Source organism: Duganella sp. S19_KUP01_CR8, from assembly GCF_036688705.1.
GTDB lineage: Bacteria > Pseudomonadota > Gammaproteobacteria > Burkholderiales > Burkholderiaceae_D > Rugamonas.
On sequence record NZ_JAQQPR010000020.1, the window covers coordinates 44,299 to 68,228 of the forward strand.

Annotated in this window: 19 protein-coding genes; 8 read left to right on the forward strand and 11 right to left on the reverse strand. The window is 64.9% G+C overall.

The genetic code is table 11. The annotated features are described in order from the left end of the window. The first annotated feature begins 55 nt into the window (after positions 1-55). Positions 56-658, forward strand: coding sequence for a CHRD domain-containing protein (locus V6M89_RS20070; RefSeq protein ID WP_332854824.1), 603 nt, complete (start codon positions 56-58; stop codon positions 656-658). Here V6M89_RS20070 and V6M89_RS20075 read toward each other — a convergent pair whose 3' ends face one another. The 3 genes from V6M89_RS20075 to V6M89_RS20085 all read right to left on the reverse strand — a co-directional run bounded on the left by V6M89_RS20075 (position 659) and on the right by V6M89_RS20085 (position 6,361). Further along, positions 659-2,656 (reverse strand): CocE/NonD family hydrolase, encoded by a 1,998-nt coding sequence (locus V6M89_RS20075; RefSeq protein ID WP_332854825.1) that lies wholly within the window; start codon positions 2,654-2,656, stop codon positions 659-661. A gap of 84 nt (positions 2,657-2,740) precedes the next feature. After that, entirely contained in the window at positions 2,741-4,660 is a 1,920-nt protein-coding gene (gene htpG / locus V6M89_RS20080) for a molecular chaperone HtpG (protein WP_332854826.1), read from the reverse strand. A 69-nt stretch (positions 4,661-4,729) separates the two neighbouring features. Further along, entirely contained in the window at positions 4,730-6,361 is a 1,632-nt protein-coding gene (locus V6M89_RS20085; RefSeq protein WP_332854827.1) for an aminotransferase-like domain-containing protein, read from the reverse strand. 200 nt (positions 6,362-6,561) lie between these two features. On the opposite strand from V6M89_RS20085, the gene V6M89_RS20090 reads away from it, so the two are divergent. From V6M89_RS20090 to V6M89_RS20105, 4 genes are all read left to right on the forward strand, one after another. Next, complete coding sequence (locus tag V6M89_RS20090) at positions 6,562-7,506, forward strand: DMT family transporter (protein WP_332854828.1); 945 nt, start codon at positions 6,562-6,564, stop codon at positions 7,504-7,506. A 108-nt stretch (positions 7,507-7,614) separates the two neighbouring features. Beyond that, positions 7,615-8,076 (forward strand): RidA family protein, encoded by a 462-nt coding sequence (locus V6M89_RS20095; RefSeq protein ID WP_116988153.1) that lies wholly within the window; start codon positions 7,615-7,617, stop codon positions 8,074-8,076. Positions 8,077-8,176: 100 nt separating this feature from the next. Continuing rightward, positions 8,177-9,370: an aminotransferase-like domain-containing protein gene (locus tag V6M89_RS20100; protein ID WP_020702267.1), complete on the forward strand. Its 1,194-nt coding sequence runs from the start codon at positions 8,177-8,179 to the stop codon at positions 9,368-9,370. 234 nt (positions 9,371-9,604) lie between these two features. After that, on the forward strand, positions 9,605-10,969 hold the full coding sequence (locus V6M89_RS20105) for a diguanylate cyclase domain-containing protein (protein WP_332854829.1): 1,365 nt from the start codon (positions 9,605-9,607) through the stop codon (positions 10,967-10,969). On the opposite strand, the gene V6M89_RS20110 is transcribed toward V6M89_RS20105, so the two are convergent. From V6M89_RS20110 to V6M89_RS20130, 5 genes are read right to left on the reverse strand one after another with little or no spacing between them, the layout of a single operon-like run. Continuing rightward, a complete protein-coding gene (locus tag V6M89_RS20110; RefSeq protein WP_332854830.1) occupies positions 10,947-11,786 on the reverse strand; it encodes a hypothetical protein in 840 nt (279 codons plus the stop codon). The genes V6M89_RS20105 and V6M89_RS20110 overlap by 23 nt on opposite strands. Before the next feature lie 31 nt (positions 11,787-11,817). Next, positions 11,818-12,777 (reverse strand): hypothetical protein, encoded by a 960-nt coding sequence (locus V6M89_RS20115; RefSeq protein WP_332854831.1) that lies wholly within the window; start codon positions 12,775-12,777, stop codon positions 11,818-11,820. Between the two features lie 50 nt (positions 12,778-12,827). Next, complete coding sequence (locus V6M89_RS20120) at positions 12,828-14,390, reverse strand: FGGY-family carbohydrate kinase (protein ID WP_332854832.1); 1,563 nt, start codon at positions 14,388-14,390, stop codon at positions 12,828-12,830. A gap of 8 nt (positions 14,391-14,398) precedes the next feature. Continuing rightward, entirely contained in the window at positions 14,399-16,033 is a 1,635-nt protein-coding gene (locus V6M89_RS20125) for a glycerol-3-phosphate dehydrogenase/oxidase (protein WP_332854833.1), read from the reverse strand. Continuing rightward, on the reverse strand, positions 16,030-17,646 hold the full coding sequence (locus tag V6M89_RS20130) for an FAD-binding oxidoreductase (protein WP_332854834.1): 1,617 nt from the start codon (positions 17,644-17,646) through the stop codon (positions 16,030-16,032). The genes V6M89_RS20125 and V6M89_RS20130 overlap by 4 nt, the downstream gene beginning before the upstream one ends. A gap of 122 nt (positions 17,647-17,768) precedes the next feature. Here V6M89_RS20130 and V6M89_RS20135 point away from each other — a divergent pair, with 122 nt between their 5' ends. Beyond that, entirely contained in the window at positions 17,769-18,788 is a 1,020-nt protein-coding gene (locus tag V6M89_RS20135; RefSeq protein WP_332854835.1) for an AraC family transcriptional regulator, read from the forward strand. Here the strand turns inward: V6M89_RS20135 and V6M89_RS20140 are convergent. From V6M89_RS20140 to V6M89_RS20150, 3 genes are read right to left on the reverse strand one after another with little or no spacing between them, the layout of a single operon-like run. After that, positions 18,785-19,225 carry a hypothetical protein gene (locus V6M89_RS20140; protein WP_332854836.1) on the reverse strand — a complete coding sequence of 147 codons (441 nt, stop codon included), beginning with the start codon at positions 19,223-19,225 and terminating at the stop codon, positions 18,785-18,787. The genes V6M89_RS20135 and V6M89_RS20140 overlap by 4 nt on opposite strands. Before the next feature lie 18 nt (positions 19,226-19,243). Continuing rightward, entirely contained in the window at positions 19,244-19,768 is a 525-nt protein-coding gene (locus V6M89_RS20145; RefSeq protein WP_332854837.1) for an SRPBCC family protein, read from the reverse strand. Between the two features lie 36 nt (positions 19,769-19,804). After that, positions 19,805-21,238, reverse strand: coding sequence for a cytochrome P450 (locus V6M89_RS20150; protein ID WP_332854838.1), 1,434 nt, complete (start codon positions 21,236-21,238; stop codon positions 19,805-19,807). 81 nt (positions 21,239-21,319) lie between these two features. On the opposite strand from V6M89_RS20150, the gene V6M89_RS20155 reads away from it, so the two are divergent. Continuing rightward, positions 21,320-21,712 carry a VOC family protein gene (locus tag V6M89_RS20155; RefSeq protein WP_332854839.1) on the forward strand — a complete coding sequence of 131 codons (393 nt, stop codon included), beginning with the start codon at positions 21,320-21,322 and terminating at the stop codon, positions 21,710-21,712. Positions 21,713-21,843: 131 nt separating this feature from the next. Beyond that, the gene (locus V6M89_RS20160) at positions 21,844-23,880 is read left to right on the forward strand and encodes a M13 family metallopeptidase (RefSeq protein WP_332854840.1); all 2,037 of its coding nucleotides are present in this window, start codon (positions 21,844-21,846) and stop codon (positions 23,878-23,880) included. Positions 23,881-23,930: the final 50 nt, after the last annotated feature.

The following is a 23,930-nucleotide window of genomic DNA, read 5'->3' on the forward strand; positions in this document are numbered from 1 at the left end:
CTACTGCGCAGGCGCGCCCTCTAACCTTGCATCACGCACCAAGGAGGGAATAAAAATGAACCAGCGCATCCGCAATTTCGCGGCGGCCACCGGCCTGCTGCTCACGGTCATGACGGCCAGCGCCGCCAGCTACACGACCATCCTCACCGGCCCAAAAGAATCGCCGCCCAATAGTTCGACCGGCACCGGCGCGGCGGTCGTCACCTTCGACGCCACCAGCCACTTCCTGGAAGTGGCCGTTGCCTTCGGCGGCCTGCTCGGCCCGACCACCGCCGCGCACATCCACTGCTGCACCGCCACGCCGGGTTCCGGCACCGCAGGCATCGCCACGGAAACGCCGACCTTCGGTAGCTTTCCGCTGGGTGTGACCAGCGGCGCCTATTTCAACACTTACGACACCTCGCTGGTGGCCAGCTGGAACCCCGCCTTCATCAGCAGCCACGGCGGCACCACGGCCGGCGCCGAATCGGCCTTCGCCGCCGCCTTGGCCAGCGGTACAGCCTATCTCAACATCCACAGCAGCCTCTACCCCGGCGGAGAAATACGCGGCTTCCTGACGGGCTCAACACCACCGGTGCCGGAACCGGCCATGTTCGGCATGCTGGGCCTGGGCGTGCCGGCCGTGCTGCTGATGGCGCGGCGGCGCCGCAGGAGCTGACTAGCGCGCCGCGCCAACCAGCGGCAGCTCGATATAGCTGTCGTGGTAGACGCGCTGGGTCGCCTTCTTGTAGTCGGACGGCTGGGCGTAGAAAATATTCGGCACAAAGGTTTGCGGGTTGCGGTCATACAGCGGGAACCAGCTGGACTGCACCTGCACCATGATGCGGTGGCCCGGCAGGAACACGTGGTTGGCGGTCGGCATGGCGAAGGTGTACGGCAGCGCCGTGTTGGCCGCGATCGGCTTGGCCGTCTCCAGGCTCTCGCGGTAGCGTCCGCGGAAAATATCGGCCGACACCATCAGCTGATAGCCGCCCATCTCCGGCTGCGCCGCCACCTGGTCCGGATAGACGTCGATCAGCTTGACCACCCAGTCCGCATCGCTGCCGCTGGTCGAGGCCAGCAGGTGCGCCACCGGTTCGCCGCTGATCTTCACCGGCGCCGTCAGCACGTCGGTCGTGTAGCTCAGCACATCGGTGCGGCCGGACGCCTCGCGTTGGTCGTCGACCAACCAGCGCGGCCAGGTCTGGCCCTTGGCCTCGTCATAGCCATACGGCGCAATCGGCCGCGCGCGGAACGGCACCGGCTTGCCCGGATCGGACACATACTCATCGAACGCGCTCCGCTGCGCCGGCGCCGTAGCGGGCCGCGACGCCTCGTTGGTCAGGCTCAGCCGGGCATTGGCCGCCAGCTTCAGCGTGGCCGGCGCGATCGTGCAGCCGCTGACGCAGCCGCTAGGCCAGCTATTCAATGAACGCCATTTGTTGGTGCCGGTCTCGAACGCCGACACCGGCGCAATCTGCACCGCCGGCGCATCGTCCTTCAGATAGCGGTCCAGGAACGGCCGCAAGATCTCCTGCCGGAAGTGCAGCGCCGTATCGCTGTTGAAGCGCAGCGCGCCCAGCCGGCTACCGTCGCCGATGCCGCCGCCATGATTCCACGGCCCCAGCACCAGGAACACCTTGTTGTCCTTGTCCTGCGGCTTGATCGCCTTGTACACCGCGATGGCGCCATAGATATCCTCGGCATCCCACAGGCTGTGCACCAGCAAGGTCGGCACCGTCACCGGCTGGCGGGCCAGGATCTTGTCCATCGCCTGCGCGCTCCAGAACGCGTCATACGCCGGATGCGCGACGATCTTGCGCCAGAAACCGCTCTGCTCCACCCCGCGCTGGCGCGCCAGCTCGCCCACCGAACCGGCGCGCAGGAAAGTATCGTAATCGTCGAAATGACTGCTATACCACTTGGCCTCGTTGCGCCGCGTCACCACCTGCTCCAGCACGTACGACAGGTTGATCTGCCGGAACGCACCATTGTGGAACCAGTCATCGCCGCGCCAACCATCCACCATCGGATTCATCGGCACCGACACCTTCAGCGCCGGATGCGGATTGACCAGCGCCATCAACGGCAGGAAGCCGTCGTAGGAAATGCCGATGATGCCGACCTTGCCGTTCGTCTCGGGAATATTCTTGACCAGCCACTCGATGGTGTCCCAGGTATCGGTGGAATGGTCGACCGGCGTCGGATTGAGCGCGCTGCCGCTCAGCGGCCGGTTCATCACATAGTCGCCTTCGGAGCCGTACTTGCCGCGCACATCCTGCACCACGCGGATATAGCCGCCCTCGGCGATAACGTCGGCCGCGTTGTCATAGCCCTGCAGGATGGACTCCATCTGCGAGCTCTCGTTGTGGCTGGTCAGCTCAGCCGCGCTGTAGGGCGTGCGCGTCAGCAGGATGGGCGCGTTGCGCGCCTTGCGCGGCACGATGACCACGGTATTGAGCTTGACGCCATCGCGCATCGGCACCATCACGCTGCGCTTGACGTAGTCGAGCCCGTCGATCGGCGCCTTGAACTCATCAGGCGTCTCACTCGGCAATGCGGGATAAAGGGGTGTGGCCGCGACGCCCGGCGTCGATGCCGGCAGCGTATTCTGGGCCAGGACGCCCTGTGCGGATAAAACAAAGGCGCCAGTCAGCGCCAATACGATCTTGTTCATGTATATCCCGGAAGTTATGCCAGTGAAACCTAAAAATAGCACAACTTCCGGGACGGGTCCTACCTGATAGTGTTACTTGCGTGCTTACTTGCTTGCGCCGCTCAACAGCATTTCATTCAGGCGCTTGACGAAGGTGGCCGGATCGCTCAGCGAACCGCCTTCGGCCAGCAAAGCCTGGTCGAACAGGATGTTGGCCCAGTCGCTGAAGGCGCTGCCCGCCTCTTCGTACTTCAGGCGCGTCACCAGCGGGTGGTTCGGGTTGATTTCCAGGATAGGCTTGGACTCCGGCGCGCTCTGGCCGGCGGCCTTCAGCATGCGCAGCAGGTTGCCCGACAGCTCATGCTCGTCCGCCACCAGGCAGGCCGGCGAATCGGTCAGGCGGAACGTCACGCGCACGTCCTTGGCCTTGTCCGTCAGGGCTTCCTTCATCTTGCCGACCAAATCCTTGTACGAGGTCTCGGTCTCTTCGTGTTCCTTCTTCTCGGCTTCGTCTTCCAGCGCGCCCAGATCCAGGCCGCCCTTGGCCACCGACACCAGCTCCTTGCCTTCGAACTCGGTCAGGAAGGACAGCATCCACTCGTCCACGCGGTCGGTCAGCAGCAGCACTTCCACGCCCTTTTTGCGGAAGATCTCCAGGTGCGGCGAGTTCTTGGCGGCGACGTAGTTATCGGCCGTGACGTAGTAGATCTTGTCCTGGCCTTCCTTCTGGCGCGCCAGGTACTGCTCCAGCGAGACGCTCTGTTCGTCGTTGTCGTTGGCGGTCGAGGCGAAGCGCAGCAGCTTGGCCAGACGGTCCTTGTTGGTCGCGTCCTCGCCGATGCCCTCTTTCAGCACCTGGCCGAATTCCTTCCAGAAGGTGACGTACTTGTCCTTCTTCTCCTGCTCATCGGCGTTCGCCAGTTCTTCCAGCATGCCGATCACGCGCTTGGTCGAGCCGTCGCGGATCACCTTCACATCGCGCGACTCCTGCAGGATCTCGCGCGACACGTTCAGCGGCAGGTCGGCCGAATCGATCACGCCCTTGACCATGCGCAGGTAGGCCGGCATCAGCTGCTCGGCATCGTCCATGATGAACACGCGCTTGACGTACAGCTTGATGCCGCCGCGCTTGTTGCGGTCCCACAGGTCGAACGGCGCCTTGGCCGGAATGTACAGCAGCTGCGTGTACTCGCTGCGGCCTTCGACGCGGTTGTGCGTATGCGTCAGCGGCGCCTGGAAGTCGTGCGACACGTGCTTGTAGAATTCCTCGTACTGCTCCGGCGTGATGTCCGACTTGTTGCGGGCCCACAGCGCGCTGGCCTGGTTGATGGTTTCCAGCTCGTCCTTGACGACGGTTTCCTTCTTCTCCTCGTCCCACTCTTCCTTCGCCATCACGATGGGCAGCGAGATATGGTCGGAGTACTTGCGGATGATGGACTTGATCTTCCACGACGACAGCAGCTCGTCCTCGCCTTCGCGCAGGTGCAGGATGATGTCGGTGCCGCGGCCGGTCTTCTCGATCTGCTCGATCGAGTAGTCGCCCTCGCCGGCCGATTCCCAGCGCACGCCATCGGCGGCGTCCGCGCCGGCGCGGCGGGTTTCAACGGTGATCTTGTCGGCGACGATGAAGCCCGAGTAGAAGCCCACGCCGAACTGGCCGATCAGGGCCGCGTCCTGCTGCTGGTCGCCCGACAGCTTGCCGAAGAATTCCTTGGTGCCCGATTTGGCGATGGTGCCCAGGTGCGAGATCGCCTCGTCCCGGCTCATGCCGATGCCGTTGTCGGAAATGGTGATGGTGCGCGCGGCCTTGTCGAACGAGACCTTGATCTTCAGTTCATGGTCGTTGCCGTAAAGGGCGTCGTTGTTGATCGCTTCGAAGCGCAGCTTGTCGGACGCGTCGGACGCGTTCGAAATCAGCTCGCGCAGGAAAATCTCTTTGTTCGAGTACAGCGAGTGGATCATCAGCTGCAACAGCTGTTTCACTTCGGCCTGGAAGCCCAGGGTTTGCTTGTCGTTGTCTGCCATTTTAAAAGCCTCTAATAGTCTTGTGGTTGATGCAAGGGTTTGACGAAAGTGGGGATTATAAGAGGGTTTTCAAGAGCGGCCCAATTCTCTTTCGAGGAAACGCCACACCGCCGGCTCCTGCATCGCCGCCACGTTCAGCCGCATGCGGGTCGACGGCAGCTGCTTGGGCGAGAACAGGCTGCCCGGCGCCAGCAGCATGTTGTGGGCCATCGCCTTTTCGGTCAGCACATTGGTGTCGCAGCCGGCATCGGCCCACACGAACATCCCGGCCGGCGAGGCCACGTCCACCTTCAGCCCCACCCGCTCCATCTGGCGGATGGTCTTGGCGCGGATCGTGTCCAGCCGCGCGCGCACCCGGTCCGTATGCTTGCGGAACAGGCCCTCCGACAGCACCTTGTACACCACCCGCTCGCCGATATCGCTGGTGGTCAGCATGGTCAGCATCTTGCGGTCGGCCAGGCGCTCGGCCCGTTCCGGCGACGCCGCGATATAGCCCACCCGCAGATTGGCCGCCATGGTCTTCGAAAAGCCGCCCAGGTAGACCACCCTTTGCAGCTGGTCCAGCGCCGCCAGCCGCGTGGCCGGCTGCACCGCGCTGCCCGGATGCAGGTCGCAATAGATGTCGTCCTCGACGAGGATGAAATCGTGCTCCTCCGCCAGCCGCAGCACCTGGAAGGCCTTGGCCGCCGACAGCGAGGTCGAACTGGGGTTGTGCAGCACCGAATTGATGATGTACAGCTTGGGCTTGTGCAGCGCCGCCAGCTCCGCCAGTTGCGCGATGTCCGGGCCGTCGGCCAGGCGCGGAATGCCCACCACCTTGGCGCCCAGCGCCGCGAAGGAGCCGAACATCAGGAACCAGGCCGGATCGTCGACGAAGATGGTGTCGCCCGGCCGAGTGAACTCGCGCGCCACCAGGTCCAGCCCCTGCGTCACGCCGGCCGTGGTGACGATCTGCTCCGGCGCGGCGGCGATCTCCAGCTCGGCGAACTTCAGCTGCAACTGCTGGCGCAGCGGCAGGAAGCCCTGCGGCACGCCGTAGCTGACCAGCAGATTGGGATGCTGCCGGCTGACCGAACGCAGCGCATTGGCGATGGCCGCGCCGTCCAGCCAGTCGGGCGGCAGCACGCCGGTGCCGGGCATCTGCCCGTACGGCATCTGGCGGAACATATTCCGCACCAGCCAGACCACGTCGATCGGCTTGGCGCCGGGGTGTTCGCGCTCGCCCTCGGCCGAGCGGCGCCGCGCGCCCGGACGCCGCTCCGCCAGATTCAGCTCCATCGCCGCCGGTTCGCGCACGAAGAAGCCCGCGCCCCGGCGCGACTCCAGGTAGCCCGAGGCCACCAGCTTGTCGTACGACGCCACCACGGTGAACGCCGACACCGAGTGCGCCGCCGCGAACGCGCGGATCGACGGCATGCGCGCGCCGCCGCGCAGCAGGCGGTCGTCGATGCGCGCCGTCACCGAGCGCACGATCTGGTCGATCAGCGTCTCGCCCGACTCGCGCGACAGCAGTCCCACCATCGCCCCCGTCTTCGCAGCCTTCGATGGCGCGACGGCCACCGACGTCACGGCCGGTCCCGGCGCCGCAGCCGCCTTGGCTGCCGAACGCGCCTCGGCCGCCGCCAGCGCATCGGCCACCGCCTCCGCCGCAGCCGACGCGGCGGCGCCCAAAAGTGAAGTGCGCGAGCGTGTATTGGTCATTTTACCGTCACAGTATGAGAAATTATGTGCATAAGTGTACTGGCACTGTACTGGTTTTGTCACGTAGCATACATCCATACCGCTTATAACCATATTGATAACGCCACGGAGACCCGATGCGCCAAGCCAAGCAAAGCCAGACCACCGGCCCAGATGCGTCATTCCCGCGCAGGCGGGAATCCATAGAACGCCCGCTCAGCATGGATACCCGCCTGCGCGGGCATGACGGCGGGCATCGGCTGAGCGACGAAACCACCGGCATGCTGCTCGGCCTGGTCGCGGTCGCCATCTTCAGCCTGACCTTGCCGTTCACCCGGCTGGCGGTCGGCGGCGCGCTGGCCAGCCACGGCGCCGGCCTGTCCCCCACCTTCGTCGCCCTCGGCCGCGCGCTGGTGGCCGCCGTACTGGCCGGCGGCTGGCTGGCCTGGAAGCGCGCGCCGCTGCCGCCGCGCTCCGCCCTGCTGCCGCTGGCGACGGTGGCCGTCGGCTGCATCATCGGCTTCCCCTGGCTGACCTCGATCGCCATGCGCAGCCTGCCGGCCGCCCACGGCGCCGTGCTGGTCGGCATCCTGCCGCTGGCCACCGCCGTCTTCGGCGCCCTGCTGGCCGGCGAAAAGCCGTCGGCCGGCTTCTGGATCATGGCCAGTGTGGGCTCGGCGCTGGTGGTCGGCTTTGCGCTGGGCCAGAGCGGCGGCAGCCTGCACCTGGCCGACCTGGCGATCTTCCTGGCCGTGCTGCTGGCCGCCATGGGCTACGCCGCCGGCGGCCGCCTGTCGCAAACCCTGGGCGGCCAGCACACCATCTGCTGGGCGCTGGTGCTGTCGGCGCCGCTGCTGCTGCCGCTGGTGGGCTGGCTGTGCTGGCAGGAAAGCCCGCAGCTGGCCGCCGCCGGCGCCGCCGCCTGGACCGGCTTCGCCTACGTCTCGGTGTTCTCGATGTTCATCGGATTCTTCTTCTGGTACCGCGGCATGGCGCTGGGCGGCGTGGCCCGGGTCGGCCAGGTGCAGCTGGTCCAGCCCTTCCTGTCGCTGCTCGGCGCAGCCGTGGTTTTGGGCGAGGCGCTGGAGTGGCCCACTGTAGTTTTTGCAATCGCCGTCATCGCCGTGGTGGGTGCCGGCCGCAAAATGCAGGTAAAACGAGGCTAAAACCGTAGACTATCTTGATTTTGCCGCGTTTGTGGGCACGCCCTGCCGCTGACGTACAATATCGGTCTTAGCTCAACGCATTCCCTTAATTACTCTTTGGATAACCACATGTCTGTCTACGAAAAACTGAAAGCGCTCGATATCACCCTGGCAGCACCCGCCACCCCGGCCGCCGCCTACGTCATGTACGCCCAAACCGGCAACCTGGTGTTCCTGTCGGGTCATATCGCCAAGCGCGCCGACGGCAGCGTGTGGGTCGGCCAGTTGGGCAAGAATATCGATACCGCCGAAGGCAAGGCCGCCGCGCGCGCCATCGCCGTCGACCTGATGGGCACGCTGCAGGCGGCCGTCGGCGGCGACCTGACCCGCGTCAAGCGCATCGTCAAGGTCATGAGCCTGGTGAACTCCACGGCCGACTACACCGAACAGCACCTGGTCACCAACGGCGCCTCCGAGCTGCTGGGCGAAGTCTTCGGCGAAGCCGGCAAGCACGCCCGCTCGGCCTTTGGTGTCGCACAAATCCCGCTTGGCGCCTGCGTCGAAATCGAACTGATCGCGGAAGTCGCGTAAGCGGGCGGCTCCTTATCCGGAGTCGTTCCTTTTATAGAAGCACGCCACAAGCGAGCTTGTTGAATAGCCGGCAGCGCCGGCATCCTCTAGTGAGACATGTATGAAAATCGAAAACCCTAATCCGATCCAGTGGCGCTTCTCCGAACGCGCCGACCAGCTGCAATCGTCCTTCATCCGCGAGATCCTGAAGATCACCCAGCAGCCGGAGATCATCTCCTTCGCCGGCGGCCTGCCATCGCCGCTGACCTTCCCGATCGACGAAATGAAGGCAGCCTTCGACAAGGTGCTGAGCGAAAACGGCAAGGTCGCCCTGCAATACGGCCCGACCGACGGCTACCTGCCGCTGCGCCAGTGGATCGCCGATTCGCTGTCGACCAACGGCGCCAAGATCGTGCCGGAACAGGTGCTGATGACCTCCGGCTCCCAGCAAGCGCTGGACCTGCTGGGCAAAGTGCTGATCGACGAAGGCAGCCGCGTGCTGGTCGAGACGCCGTCCTACCTGGGCGCGCTGCAGGCGTTCTCGGTCTACCGTCCTGAATTCAAATCGGTCGCAACCGACGAACACGGCCTGGTGCCGTCGTCGCTGGACGCCGTCGCCCAGGGCGCGCGCCTGCTGTACGCGCTGCCGAACTTCCAGAACCCGACCGGCCGCACCCTGTCCGTCGAGCGCCGCCTGGAGCTGGTGGAAACCTGCGCCCGCCTCGGCCTGCCGCTGATCGAGGATGACCCGTACGGCGCCCTGAGCTACAAAGGCGACCCGCTGCCGAAGATGGTGGCGATGAACCCGGACGGCGTGATCTACATGGGCTCCTTCTCCAAGGTGCTGACCCCCGGCATCCGCCTGGGCTACGTGGTCGCCCCGCTGCCGCTGGTGCGCCGCCTGGAGCTGGCCAAGCAGGCCGCCGACCTGCACACCTCGCAGCTGACCCAGATGGTCGTGCACGAAGTGATCAAGGACGGCTTCCTGGGCCGCCACATCCCGAAAATCCGCACGCTGTACGGCGACCAGTGCCAGGTCATGCTGGACGCCATGGCCCAGCACTTCCCGGCCGGCGTCGAGTGGACCAAGCCGGAAGGCGGCATGTTCATCTGGGTCACGCTGCCTAAGCACATCGACGCCATGAAACTGCTGGACGAAGCCATCGCCCAGAAGGTCGCCTTCGTGCCGGGTTCGCCGTTCTACGCCAACGAACCGGAAACCAACACGCTGCGCCTGTCCTTCGTCACCGTGGCGCCGGACCGCATCCGCACCGGCATCGAGATCCTGGGCAAGCTGATCGCCGCCAAGATCTAAGTCGTCGTACCTTCCGTGGGCGGCGCTCGCCGCCCACAGCTTTATCACCAAAAGTAACGAAAACCCGCCAAAGCAGTAACATCCCATCAACAATAAGTAAGCCAATGCCATGCTGGTGTCGCATCGCCGTCACTTCCGAAGAAATCCTCAAAAAAGCACGGATTTTTTTTCACCCGGCGCCGGGCCGACGCGTTATGATTTGAACGGATAGTCACTTTCAAATCAGGCCTCCCCTTGTTCAACCCAGTTCCCCATCCCATCCTTGCCACGCGGCGCGATGCCGCGATACTCATAGTGGACGACGCGCCGGAGAACCTGAGCGCACTGCGCAAGCTGATGGTCCAGCAGGGCTACCAGACCTTCGTCGCCACCTCCGGCGAGCGGGCGTTGAAGATCGCCCGCCGGGTCCATCCCGACCTGATCCTGCTCGACGTCATGATGCCCGGCATGGACGGTTTCGAGACCTGCCGCCAACTGAAAAGCCACGCCGCCACCCAGCGCATCCCGGTCATCTTCATGAGCGCCCGCACCGAGACCGAGGACGTGGTGGCCGGCTTCGACATCGGCGCGGTCGACTACATCAGCAAGCCGCTGCGCATGGCCGAAGTGTGCGCCCGCGTGCGCACCCAGCTGCACATCCGCAGCAAGAGCGAGACCCAGGAAGAACAGGCCGAGCGCCTGCGCACCATCGTCAACAACATGGCCGAGGGCCTGCTGATCATCGAAGCGGACGGCCGCATCCAGTTCACCAACCCGGCCTGCGACAAATACCTGGGCTACCAGGAAAACGAATTGGCCGGCCGCGCCATCGCCGACCTGCTCAATCCCCTGGTGGCGCAGGAATACCTGGACTACTTCGACCGCTACGCCGCCGCGCCCGAGACGGCGCACAGCCACGGCACGCGCGAAGTGATCATCCGCCACCGCAACGGCAGCTCGGTGTGCATGGACCTGACCCTGACGCCGATGTATTTGCGCCAGCCGCTGTTCATCGGCCTGCTGCACGATATCACCCACCACAAGCAGTCGGAAGACGCGCTGCAACGGGCCGCCATGGTCGACCCGCTGACCAAGATCGCCAACCGCCGCCACTTCGACAGCTTCCTCGAGAAGGAATGGCAACGCGCCATGCGCAGCGCCCAGCCCTTGTCGCTGGTGGTGCTGGACGTCGACCACTTCAAGCTGTACAACGACACCCTGGGCCACCCGGCCGGCGACGCCTGCCTGCAGCAGGTGGCGCAGGCGATCGCCTCGCACGCGCTGCGCCCGACCGACCTGGCGGCGCGCTACGGCGGCGAGGAATTCGTGCTGCTGTTCGCCGAAACCGACGGCGACTCGGCCTACCTGCTGGCCGAATCGATCCGCGCCCACGTCGAATCGCTGCAAATCCCGCATCCGCGCTCGACCACCTCGGCCTGGCTGACGGTGAGCATCGGCGTGGCCACCATCACCCCGCACCAGCTGGACAACACCGAATCGCTGTTCGTCGCCGCCGACCGCGCCATGTACGTGGCCAAGGAAGGCGGCCGCAACCAGGTGCAGGCCACCACCACCGGCAGCGCCGCGATGGAGGCGGTCAAGGCGCTGGTGATGCGCTGATCCGGCCCTGCCTGGCATCGTCAGGGAAGATGGTGGGATCGTTTAAATGGAAACGCAGGCCGTTATACGCCCAGTTGCTGGTCTTCGAAATCGCCTCGACTGTTGGATACCCGCGCTGGTGAAGCTTGAACACAATGAGTCCACTAACTGCGCTCACTACGAGCTCGGCAACAACCGCCCCTTCAATGTCCTGGCTGGCGGCGCGCTCAGTCAAAATTTGCAGCAGTTTCTTTCTCGAAGGTGCGGATACCTCGGCAATCACCGAGTCGTTTTGCTGGACGTACGCAAAGTATTTGAATGCCTTCTTTTCCATGAAGAATTGGTGACACCGTTTCTCGGCCACATCGAGCAAGTCTCGCTGAACACTACCGAGATCATCTCTCGTTCCTTCAAAAGGATAAGGAGAAATTTTCACGCCCGCGTAACGTTTTACTTCCCCGAAAGCGCGCCGCTCGGCCTCCACTGCATATTTCGGCGGGAACTGGCGTCCCGTCCAGATCATCCCCTCGCATTCCTGCAAGGTATGAGCGCCGATCTTCCCCTCGCCCGCGCAGTAGGCCTCGAACGCCATTTCAATGAGCTCGCGGATAATTCGCATCAGGCCGTCGTCTTTAACCTTGCGCTCCGCGAAATAGAGCCCTGACCGCAATGTATCGAACCCAGCCAGCAGCGCATCCCTTTGGTTGGCGACGCGCACGAACTTGCTCTGCTGCGTGTCATATTCCCGGAAGTTGTCCGGCGCTGACAGCAACAGCGAGGCCCAGAAATCGTGCCATTGCCCGAGCGTCTCGAAACGCGAAGAGTTTTTGCTAGTCATAAGGTCGCGGAATCTGTGATTTCACAATGTATCAGTTGGCATTGTCGGCCCGCAGCCGCGCTATGAAGACCTGGGCAGAACTGCGCAGCGCCGGCATGGCGTCATCTTGTGCGCGCGCCATGGAACTGATCACCATCGCGACGCGTCCGTTCACGTTGAGTAGTTCGGTGTAGGTCTCGTTGCCGGCGGCTCCGCGCAGCAATGCGCACACCCTGTCCGGCTCGTCGCAGGTCAGCTTGGCGGCGCCCAGTTCGGAGGCGAAGCGCCGCTTGACCGCGCCAAAATCCTTCGGCCGGATGGGACTCGGTCCATAGCGCACGTCGTCGAGGACGAGCACCATCTGGACTGGCTTCGACTGCGATTCGGCAGTACCGGCCGGAACAAACGCGCCAATAAAAAGACTGGTGTTGACGGCCGAACGCAGCGCCTCGTTGGCAGATGGGTCGATCAGCAATGGCTCCCAACCGGGTGGCAGCGTAAGCGCCAGCGAGCTGACTGGCGCGCGGCCTGTTCGCAGTTTGCTCTCGCCGCGCGGTGCGCAATTCAAAGTGTGACTGGTGGCGTCGGGCCGGACCCGCACCGAGACCGACTTCAAATTGCGCGGCTGCCTGGCCCCGCTCCCGCCAGCGGGAAACTGCCGCTCGAACAACAGCCATTCGTCTTCGATGCGATATCGAATCTCCGCCGGCGCGCCTTTGGCCGCACGCGTCGATGGATCGAGCAGCGTCACGCGCAGCGTGTCCTGGCCAATGCGCTGGTAGGCCGACAAGGTCTCGGTCTGGCCGGATGCGCCGTAGCAGCGCGAGCGCACCAATTCCGCATCGTATTCAGACACGCAATCACCATTCTGGTCATTGCGCGACTGGTCCGCGAGCGTCACCTGCACCTGCTGGCTGCGCCAACAACCCAACAGCGTTTCATCAAGACCGACGGCATTGACGGCCGGGCCGGCGGCGAGCAGCATCGTGGCAAGTAAGACGGGCATCCGCATGATATGGCAAGCATAATATTATCGAAAATATATTATGCCATAAGCTGATTTCAGAGCTGCTCGGGATAGCCCGTGATGTCGGCGATCTCCTGGTACATCGGCTGCAATTGCTTGTACATGTTCAGGTACACGCGCCGATACAGCTTGTCGTAGATCTGCCGGTTCGCCTCGATAGGATGGAACACGCGGCCCGGCCGCGTCATCGCGTGCGTGGCGCTGTCAAAGTCCTTGTGCAGCCCCAGTCCCGCGGCCACCGCGATGGCCGCGCCCAGCCCCGACGTCTCGTACACATGCGCGCGCGCCGCCGGCAGGCCGAAGATATCGGCCGTCAGCTGCATCGCCGCGTCGCTCTGCGAGCCACCGCCGGCCACGCGCAACTCCGTCACCGGCACGCCGCTGCGCTTCTCGATCCGTTCCTTCCCTTCGCGCAGCGCGTAGGCCAGGCCTTCGAGGATCGCCCGGTACATATGGGCGCGCGTGTGGACGTCGCCGAAACCGATCATCGCCCCCTTGGCCTCCGGACCCGGCGTCTTGATGCCGGGGCTCCAGTAGGGTTGCAGCATCAGCCCCATCGAACCGGGCGGCACCTCGTTCACCAACAAATCGAACATCGCCTCCGGCGACCTGCCCTGCTCCAAGCCGGCCATCTGCTCGAAGTGCCCGAACTGCTCCTTGAACCAGTTCACCATCCAGTAGCCGCGGAAGATCTGCACCTCCGTGCTGTAGGCGCCTGGAACGGCCGCCGGATAAGGCGGTATCAACGGCGTAACCTCGACGTATTTTTTGGTGGTGGTGTTGATGGTCGCCGTGGTGCCGTAACTCAGGCAGGCGATGTGCGGCTCCAGCGCGCCGGCGCCGATCACCTCGCAGGCCTTGTCGGCGGCTGCCGCCACCAGCGGCGTGCCTTCCGGGATACCGGTCGCCTCGGCGGCGGCGGCGGTGATCGCGCCGATCACCGTGCCCGGCGCCACCAGCTCCGGCAGCATCTCCGGCTTGATGGCCAGCGCCTCCCATTTCCAGTCGCGCGCGCCGGCCCATTTGTGGCGCTTGTAGTCGAACGGCAGATACGCCACCTGTGAGCCGACGGAATCGATATGCCGCCCGCACAAGCGGAAATTGAGGAAGCCCGATAGCAGCAGGTACTTGTCGGTGCTGGCCCAAATCTCCGGCTGATGCTCGGCGATCCAGTTGATTTCGGCCTCGCGGCGGAAGTACTCGATGGTGCCGGAAACGCGCGCCAGCTTGAACGCGGTGCGCCACAAAAAACTCAACGGCTTCTGCTTGCCCACGCGGCGCTGGTCCAGCCAGGTGATCGCCGGCCGCAGCACCTTGCCGTCGCGGTCCAGGTTGACCACCGTGCCGCGCTGCGTCGTCACCGCTACGCCCTTGACGGCGGAACGCGGGATATCGGTCGAAGCCCACAACTGCTGGCACGCCTTGCAGACCGCCTTCCAGTAGCCGTCGGCATCGTGCTCCGCCCAGCCGGGATGATCGGAGAAGTAAGCCTGCAAATGCACCTGCGCCTTGGCGGCCAGGTTGCCGTTCAAATCGAACAGCAGCGCGCGCACACTTTGCGTGCCGTTGTCGATGGAAAGAAGGTATTGATCGGCCATGTCGCTCTCTATGCGGGCAAACTGTAGTGGGTATTCCATAATGCCAGATAGGCAGCCTGCTCGACATCCCAGCGTTCGTCGCTCCAGCCCAATTCCGGCTGGCAGATGGCGCGTATGCGGCCGAGGATCTCGACGCCGCCGCCGCGCAGCTGGATGCCGATGCGGCTACGGCGCAGCAGCAGGTCTTCCAGCTTCTGCACCGACTCGCAACGGGCCGCCCAGCGCAGCTGCGCCCAGATGGTCTCCGTGCCCGCGATCAGCGACAGTTCGCCCGGCTGCGCTGCCGCGATCAGCTCCCGCGCCAGCGCGCCGTAGCGCCCTTGCAGGCGCTGCGCCTGGCCCGCCGGCAAGTGGCGTTGGTAGGGCAAGGTGCGCGCCATCGCCGCGCCGCGTCCCGCCGCTGGCGCAACGCCGAAGACCGGTTGCGGCTCCAGCTTGTCGCGCCAGTCCGGCAGCAAGGTGGCCGCCAGCTTGAGCGCATCCAGCGCGATCACGCGGAAGGTGGTCAGCTTGCCGCCGGTGACGGTCAACAGCCCATCCTCCAGCCACAGCGCATGATCGCGCCCTTCCTTCGACGGATCGGCCTTGCCGCTGTCGATCACGGGACGCACGCCCGCATAGCTGGCAATCACGTCGCTCTCCTGCAAGCCCAAATGCGGGAACTGGTCGTGCAAGGCCGCCATCAGGTAATCAACTTCGGCGCGCGTGATCGCCGCCTCGTGCGAAAGGTCGCCCTTGTGGTCGACATCCGTCGTGCCGACCAGCGTCACGCCTTCCCACGGAAAGGCGAACACCGGCCGGCCGTCCTGCGGATGCATCAAACTGATCGCCTGCGCCAGCGGCAAGCGCCAGGCGGGCAGCACCAGATGGCTGCCACGCAAAGGCCGCAGGCGAGGCTTGGCGCCGCGCGCCGCCGCATCGCCCTGCAAGCGCAAGCCGTCGGCCCAGGCGCCGGTCGCGCTGATGACCAGCCGCGCGCGCACATCATGCTGCGCGCCGCTCAGCCCATCGCGCAGCCGCGTCCCGCACACGCCGCGCACGCCGCCATCCTCCCGCAGCAGCGATTCCACCGCCATGTAATTGACGGCGACACCACCATGCTGCTGCGCCTCCTGCAGCACGCGCATGACCAGCCGCGCATCGTCCGTCTTGGCGTCGGTGTAGACCATGCCGCCCTTCAGGTCCTTGGTCGACACGTTCGGCGCCAGCGCCTCGAACTCGTCCCGGCCGAAATAATGGCGCGCCTTCTGGCCCGCCATACGGTCGTAGATCGCCAGCCCAAGCAGGAACATGCGCTTGCCTGGCTTGCGGCCCTCAAACTCGCCGAACGCAAAACTCTGCGGCTCCACCAGCCCGGCCGCCTGCTGCAGCAAATGCTCCCGCTCCTGCACCGACTCGCGCGTCAGCGCGAACTGGCCTTCCTTCAGATATCGCAAGCCGCCGTGCACCAGCTTGGACGAGCGGCTCGACGTACCCCAGGCAAAATCCCGTTGCTCCACCAGCAGCGCCTTCAAGCCGCGCCGCGAAGCCTCCAGCAAAATCCCCGCGCCGGTGATGCCGCCGCCGATCACGATCAAATCCCACTCGCGCCCCAGCATCTCCGCCAAGCCGGAACGCCCGCCGCTGCGCCACAGCGCCGTCATGGCAGCAGCTTCCCGGGATTCATGATCTGCTGCGGATCGAAGTGCGCAAACAAGGCCCGCATCGCCGACAGGCCCAACTCGCCCTTCTCCGCCACCAGGTACGGAGCGTGGTCGCTGCCCACGCCGTGCTGATGGCTGATGGTGCCGCCGTTTTCCACGATCGCCATGCTGACCGCATGCTTGAGCGTGCGCCAGCGCGCCAGGTCCTGCTCATAGTCGCCGGCCAGCCGGTACACAAAGGTCGAATAGACGCTCGCTCCCTGCGCATACAGATGCGACAAGTGGGTATAAGCGTGTACCTTCTCGCCATGCTGCGCCAGCGCTCCGGTGGCGGCAGCTTCCAGCGCCCGCATCATCGTGCCGACGCGCGGCCAATCGACCGCGGTCTCCACCGTATCGATCGCATAGCCATGCTGCCAGGCCGCGTTGCGCAGGTAGACATTGCGAAAGCGGTTCTGCTTCCACTTGTCGCCCATCTTGCGGCCGATGTGCACGCCGCCGTGCGACGCCGTCAGCGCCAGTGCATCGCCCAGCGCCGCCTTGGCTGCGGCCTTGCGACCGCTCACGCCTATCATCAGCATGCACTTGCCGTCCTTGCAGCCGCGCAACGACAGATAGCCTTCCAGCGCGCCGATCAGCTTCTTGTGGCCGGCCAGCGCCAGCATGGTGGTGGTCTCCAGCGGATTCGACAAGCGCAGCATCGACAGCGACAATCCCGCCTGCACCACCTGCCGCACCGCCGTCTCCGCCGCTTCCCAGCTCGGGAAGAACACCGCGTGGAAGGCCTCGTATTCCGGCAGCGGCGTCACGCGCACCGTGGCCTCGGTCAGGATGCCCAGCCGGCCCTCCGAACCCAGCACCATCTCGCGCAGATCCGTACCCGCCGCCGATGCCGGGAAGGTTGGAATATCCAGCGTGCCGGCCGGCGTCTCCACCTTGCCGCCCTTGAACATCTGCTCGATGCGGCCATAGCGCAGCGACTGCTGGCCGGAAGACCGCGTCACCACCCAGCCGCCCAGCGTCGAATACTCGAACGACTGCGGGAAGTGGCCCAGCGTGTAGCCGCGTGCACGCAACTGCGCCTCCAGGTCCGGCCCGAACACGCCGGCGCCGAAGGTCGCCAGCTGCGATTCCGTATCCAGGTAATACATCTGCCGCAAGCGCGTCAGGTTCACCGTCAGCACCGGCTGCGCGCCAGCCGGCGCGGTCAGGTGTCCGGCCACGCTGGTGCCACCGCCCTGCGGTATCAGCGCCACACCGAACTGCTGCGCATAATCGATCAACGCCCGCACCTGCTCGGCGCTCTCCGGATAGGCCACGCCGTCCGGCGCCGTCTCGATCACGCCATAGCGCAGGCGCAGCCAGTCCGGCAGGCTCTGGCCCAGCGCATTGCGCAAGCGGACCTCGGCCGAAGTATCAATCAACCCATCGATCAATCCATCGATCAACGCATGCGGCGGCAGCCGCGATGGCGCGATCCGCGCGCAGGCCTGCTCGAACGCCGCATCCGCCACCGGCTTGCCGGCGCCGACGCGCTGCGCCAGAAATCCCAGCGCATCCTCGTTCAGCGCAAACTCTATCGTATCGTCACCCCAACCGTTCCAGCGTCTCATTGTTTTCCTGTCTGCGTAGCGGAGCGCTTGCTATACTGGCGCGCACCGAGTTTGAATGACAACAGAATAAGATAACGAACCAACCTGGTATTGCGCTTTTATGACACTCGCCTTGTTCGATCATGCCAAGTACGCCCGCTGACCTGTCGCGCCGCGTGGCCGGCTCCTACCTGCAGCCCCTGCTCGAAGCGGCGGCGGCGCGCGGCGTCACGGCTGCGGCACTGGAACGCGCCGCCGGCATGGCGGCAGGCGCCCTGCAACCGCTGCCCGACTCGCTGCCCGCCGACGACTACGTACGCCTGCTCGACATCGGCGCCGGGCTGGCCGCCGATCCGCATTTCGGCCTGCACGTGGGCGAACGGGTCAAGCTGGGCACCTACAGCGTGTATGGCCTGATCCTGCTCAGCTGCCGCGACTTCGGCCAGGCCTTCGAGCAGACCATGCGCTACGAGCAGCTGGCGCACGACCTGGGCCGCTCCACGCTGACCGTGGCGGACGGCGTGGCCCACTACACCTGGCACAGCAACTACGGCCCGGCCCAGCGCCACCTGGCCGACAGCGTCTTCGCCGGCATCCGCGTGTTCGGCAACTGGCTGGCCGGGATCACGCTGCCGGCCGCGCAGCTGGCGCTGATGCACGACGGTGGCGCCGCCGAAGCCCGCGACGAATATCTGCGCGTGCTGGGCGCCATGCCCAGCTTCGGCGGGCCGGCCAACGTCGCCAGCTTCGACGCCGCCCTGCTGGCCTTCCCGGTGCCGAATGCCGACGTCAGCCTCTACCCGGTGCTGCAGCAGCACGCCGAGCAGCTGCTGCGCCAGCGCGCCCAGACCGACAACTCGATCGCCCAGCAGGTGCACGCGGCCATCGTCCGCAACCTCGCACACGGCCAGGTGCGGCTGGCGTCCATCGCCGAAGAACTGAAACTGTCGCCGCGCACGCTGCAACGCAAGTTGAGCGACGCCGGCGCGACCTTCCAGCAGATACTGGACCAGGCCCGCTTCGCGCTGGCCAAGGACTATCTGCGCCAGTCGGAACTGAGCCTGGTGGATATCGCCTTCCTGCTGGGGTACCAGGAGCAGAGCGCCTTTAACCACGCCTTCAAGGAATGGGCGGGCGTCAATCCCGGTGCATACCGCAGTTAGATCGCGTTGCCCTTGACCCGCACGAACGGGCCGATGCACTTGTCCGTGCGCCGCTCCACGCACATCAGGAACATATCGCCGCTGGGGTGGAACAACAGATAGCTGGTGACGGCGCGCCCGACCTCGGTCACATCGCCGAGGCAATCGCGCTTGCCGTTGTCCTTGACGATGGTGTCGACTTCCTTGTAGAAGCCCTGCTTGTCCGGCTGGTCGCTGATGGCGAAGGTGGACTCGGCCACCTCCTCGTTGCTGAACACCAGCGTGGTGCCGTCGGCGCGGATGCGATAGGTCTCGCTGCAGGAGCCATCCGGCATGGTGATCCGCCAGGTGCCGATCACGGGATGGCTCTGGCGCAGCACGGGCGCGGCGCCGGCCGGCGCCATCAGGACAGCCGGTATCGCCAGCATCGCCACCGCCCGCCTCAGACGCATGTTCATGGCCCGCCTCCGCTCATGCTATTTTTCAGCCACCGCCTTCATGTTCGCCAGGCCGGCTTCGAAGTCCTTGCCGATCATGGTGTCCATACTCACCGCAAGGCCCATCAACTTGGTCATGAAGTCGCTCGGGCCGGACATGGTCCAGCTGACGGTGGTCAGTTCGCCCTTGGTTTCCAATACGAACTCGGTCTGGCAGTGCGATTCGAACGGCTTGAGGAAATCGAGCTTGATGTCCACCTTGGTGGGTGCCTGGCCGGTGATCTCCATGCGTCCGGCGCCGACCTTGTCGTCGCCTTCCCACGCATAGATGGCGCCCTGGTCCTTGGGCGCGCCGCTGAAGGTGCGCTTCATGGCCGGGTCCAGCTTCTCCCAGGGAGACCATGATGTCCAGTTGTGGAAATCGCTAATCAGCGGCAGGATCTTCTCCGCCGGCGCCTTGATGGCGATGGTGCGCTGCACGCGGAAACTGTCAGGCTGCATTGCGGCCAGGCCCAGCACGACCAATACCAGAATGACGACACCCATGGCGATCTTCTTCAGCATGATTTCTCCCTTTTTTTAAGATGCGCCTCTAGACTATCATGTTTTTTTGACCAGTCGCACCGGCAATGCGCTCGGCGTCATCGTGAAGGTGAAGCGCTCCTCGACCGGCGCCGCGCCCGGCACGCGCTCGATTGCAAAATTCTTGACCAGCATGGACATCGCCATCTTGATCTCGGCCATCGCCAGATAACGGCCGGGACAGAAACGCGGCCCGCCGCCAAAGGGGAACAGCTTGCGCGCGGGATCGTCGCCGTTGCCGTGGGCGCCTTCCAGCCAGCGCTCCGGCTGGAAGCTTTCCGGCTGCGCCAGGTCGCAATCGCGCTCGGACGCCTGCCGCAGCAGCAGGAAGATCACGGTACCGGCCGGCACCAGCAGGTCGCCCACCACCGCGTCGTCGTTCGGCTGCGCCGCCATGAAGGGCGCCACCGGTTTCAGGCGCATCGCCTCGCGGGTGGCGGCATCGATGTATTTCAGGCGGTCCAGCAGATGATAGTCGTCCAGCACGTTCTTGGCGCCGAGGACCTGTTCCGTCTCCGCCGCCATGCTGCGCGCGGCCTGCGGATGGGTCGACAGAAAATCGATCAGCCAGGCCGTCGTGTTCGACGTCGTGTCCTCGCCGGCGAACACCATGGTGATCGCATTGCCGACCACCGCCTCGTCGGTCAGGCCTGAATCCGGCTCGTCGCGGGCGACGATCAACGCCTCCAGCATATTGGAGGGCTTCTGCCGCAAGGCCGGATTGGCCTCGATGCGCTTGCGGGCCTCGGCGATGAAGCCGAAGATGGCGCGCTGGATGCGCGCGGCGGCGGCGATGGCCTCGCGGTCGTCGGCGCGCTTCAGCATAGCGATGCGCCAGTAGGCAAACGGCGACGTCAAACGCTTGGCCACCAGCTTGAACAGGAATTCGATGTCGCGCTGCAGCGGATGCTCCTCCAGCTCCAGCGTGTTGATGTCCTGGCCCATCGCCAGGCCGATGGTCACGTCCAGCGTGTAGGCCTTCAGGTCGCGCAGCACGTCGACTGGTTTTCCGGCGGCGAGGGCCGCGTCCCAGCGCAGGCGCAGGCGTTCGGTCAGCGCCGTCAGCGTGGGGAAGAAATTATGGATCACCTCCGGCGTCAGCGCCCGCATCACCAGCTTGCGCTGGCGGCGCCAGTCCTCGCCCTCCGCCGTGAACAGGCCGCGCGTGCCGACCTCGTTCAGCATCTCGGCCGTGCGGCTGGATCGGCGCATCGCGTCGGGCCGGTCGCGCAGCAGGCTGGCGATCAGTTCACGGTCCGAAGTGGCGATGAGCTCCTTGTTCATGATGCGGAATTTGTACATGGTGCCGAACTCGCGGCCCCAGTCCTCCAGCACCTGGTGCAATGGGCGGCGATTGATATCGCGGACATTGCCCAGCAGCGGCCGGCTTTTCGGTCCAGGCAAATCGGCGAGGCTGCGCAGCTGCGGCGGTGCGACGGACGTCAGTTCCATGGTGTTTCCCCATTTGTTTAAGTCTCCGCGTACACTATACCCCGAAATGTTGACGATATACTCACTTAATCGAGGAAACCGATGCTATCGCATATTTATGTGGGGATTAACGAGTTCGAACCGGCGTTCGCCTTCTACAACGCGATGATGACGGAGCTGGGCACGCGCCTGCGCTTCAGCGACGCCGCCAAGCCGTGGGCTGCGTGGCAGCCGGCCGAAGGCGCGCGGCCCTTGTTCATTATCGGGAAGCCGTACGACGGTCAGCCGGCAGCCTGCGGCAACGGCCAGATGGTGGCCCTGATGGCGCCGACCCGCGCAGCGGTCGACCGCGCCCACGCCTCCGCGCTGGCGCATGGCGGCGTATGCGAAGGCGCGCCGGCGTTGCGGCCCCACTATCACGCCAACTACTACGGCGCCTACTTCCGCGACCCGGAGGGGAACAAACTCTGCGTGGTCTGCCACGACGCCGAGTAGGAAAAATGCGGCGTCCGGCCGGCCGCCCATTTGCTGCATTGCGGCAACTTTTCGACGGGTATAATCTTGCTTCGCATGCTGGGTCACCACCGCTACTCCGGCATGCACCAATCAAAATTAAAGGACTCCTCGTGAATCGTTCACTGATCAGCGCCGCCTGCTGCGCCCTGCTCGTCTGCTCCACCCCGTCGCTGTACGCCCAGACCGCCGCGCCGGTATCCGGCATCGACCTGAAAACCCTGGACCCGGCGGTACGTCCGCAGGATGACTTCTACGGCTACGTCAACGGCGTCTGGACCCGCAACACCGAGATCCCGGCCGACAAATCGACCTGGGGCACCTACATCGAATTGCGCGAAACCGCGCAAGGCCAGCTGCGCGCCGTGATCGACGCCACGCTGAAGAATCCCGGCAAGCCAGGCAGCGACGCCCACAAGATCGCCGACCTGTACACCAGCTACATGAACGACAAGGCGCGCAATGCGGCCGGCTTCAAGCCATTGAAGGCCGACCTGGCCCACGTGGCCGCCATCAAGGACAAGAAGGACTTGCCGGCGCTGTTCGCCTACCTGCAACGCAACGGCATCCAGACGCCGTTCTCGGCCTTCATTGCGGCCGACGCGCAGGATCCCGAGCACTACACCGTCAGCATCAGCCAGTCCGGCCTGGGCCTGCCTGACCGCGACTACTACCTCAAGGACGACGACGCCAAGCTCAAGGCCGTGCGCGCCAAATACCAGCAGCATATCGAGACCATGCTGACCATGAGCGGCGACAAGGACGCGGTCGCCCACGCCGCCCAGGTCATCGACATCGAGACCCGGCTGGCCTCCGCGCAATGGACCCGCGTGCAGATGCGCGACCCGGTCAAATCCTACAACCGCGTCGAGTTCGACAAATTCGCCACGCTGGCGCCGGCCTTCGACTGGAAGGCTTACTTCACCGCCGCCGGCCTGGCGCCGAAAGAATCGTCGGCCGTGGTGCGTCAGCCGAGCTTCTTCGGCGGCTTCTCCGAGACCGTGGCCAATGTGCCGCTGGATTCGTGGAAGAGCTATTTCAACTGGCGCATCATCGAAAGCTATGCGTCCTATCTGAACGACGCCGCCGTCAAGGAACGCTTCGCCTTCGAAGGCACGGTGCTGCGCGGCGTACCGCAAAGCGAACCGCAGTGGCAGCTGGCCTTGCGCTTTACCGATGGCGCCCTGGGCGACGCGGTCGGCAAGCTGTATGTGGAAAAGTATCTGCCGGCCGAAACCAAGCCGCGCGTGATGGCCATGTTTAACAACTTCGTGGCCTCGTTCAAGGACGGCATCGAGAAGCTGGACTGGATGGGCCCTGAGACCAAGAAGGAAGCGCAGCTCAAGCTAGCGGCCTTGAAGCCGAACATCGCCTACCCGGAAAAATGGCGCGACTACAGCGCCATGAAAACCCAGAAGAATGACCTGATCGCCAACGTGCGCGCATCGCGCGCCTGGAGCCGCCAGCGCAATCTCGAGAAGCTGGGCAAGACCGTCGACCGTGATGAATGGTCGATGACGCCGCAAACCGTCAACGCCAGCTACAGCCCATCGCTGAACGCGATCACGATACCGGCCGCGATCCTGCAGCCGCCGTTCTTCAACGTGAAGGCTGAAGACGCGGTCAACTACGGCCTGCTCGGCATCACGTTCGGCCATGAGATCAGCCACGCCTTCGACGACTCCGGCAGCCAGTACGACGCCAAGGGCCGCCTGCGTAACTGGTGGACCGCGGAAGACCGTACCGCCTTCAAGGCGCGTGCAGCGGGTCTGGTCAAACAATACGGCGCCTACAGCCCGGTGCCGGGCTACTTCATCAACGGCGAGCTGACCCTGGGTGAAAACATCGGCGACAACTCTGGCCTGTCGATCACCTACCAGGCGTATCAGCGCTCGCTGCAAGGCAAGCCGTCGCCAGTGCTGGACGGCCTGACCGGCGAGCAGCGCCTGTATATCGGCTTTGCGATGAAATGGCGCGCCAAGCTGCGCCCGGAAGCGGCGATCGCCCAGATCAAGAGCGACCCGCATTCGCCTGGCGAATTCCGCGCCAAGGGCACGGTGATGAACCAGCCGGGCTTCTATCAGGCCTTCGACATCAAGCCGGGCGATCCGATGTATCTGCCGCCCGAGCAGCGCGTGATCATGTGGTAAGCATGTAAGAGTAGTCCGGCATGCCTTGGCCGCGCGCGGTCCAGGGCATG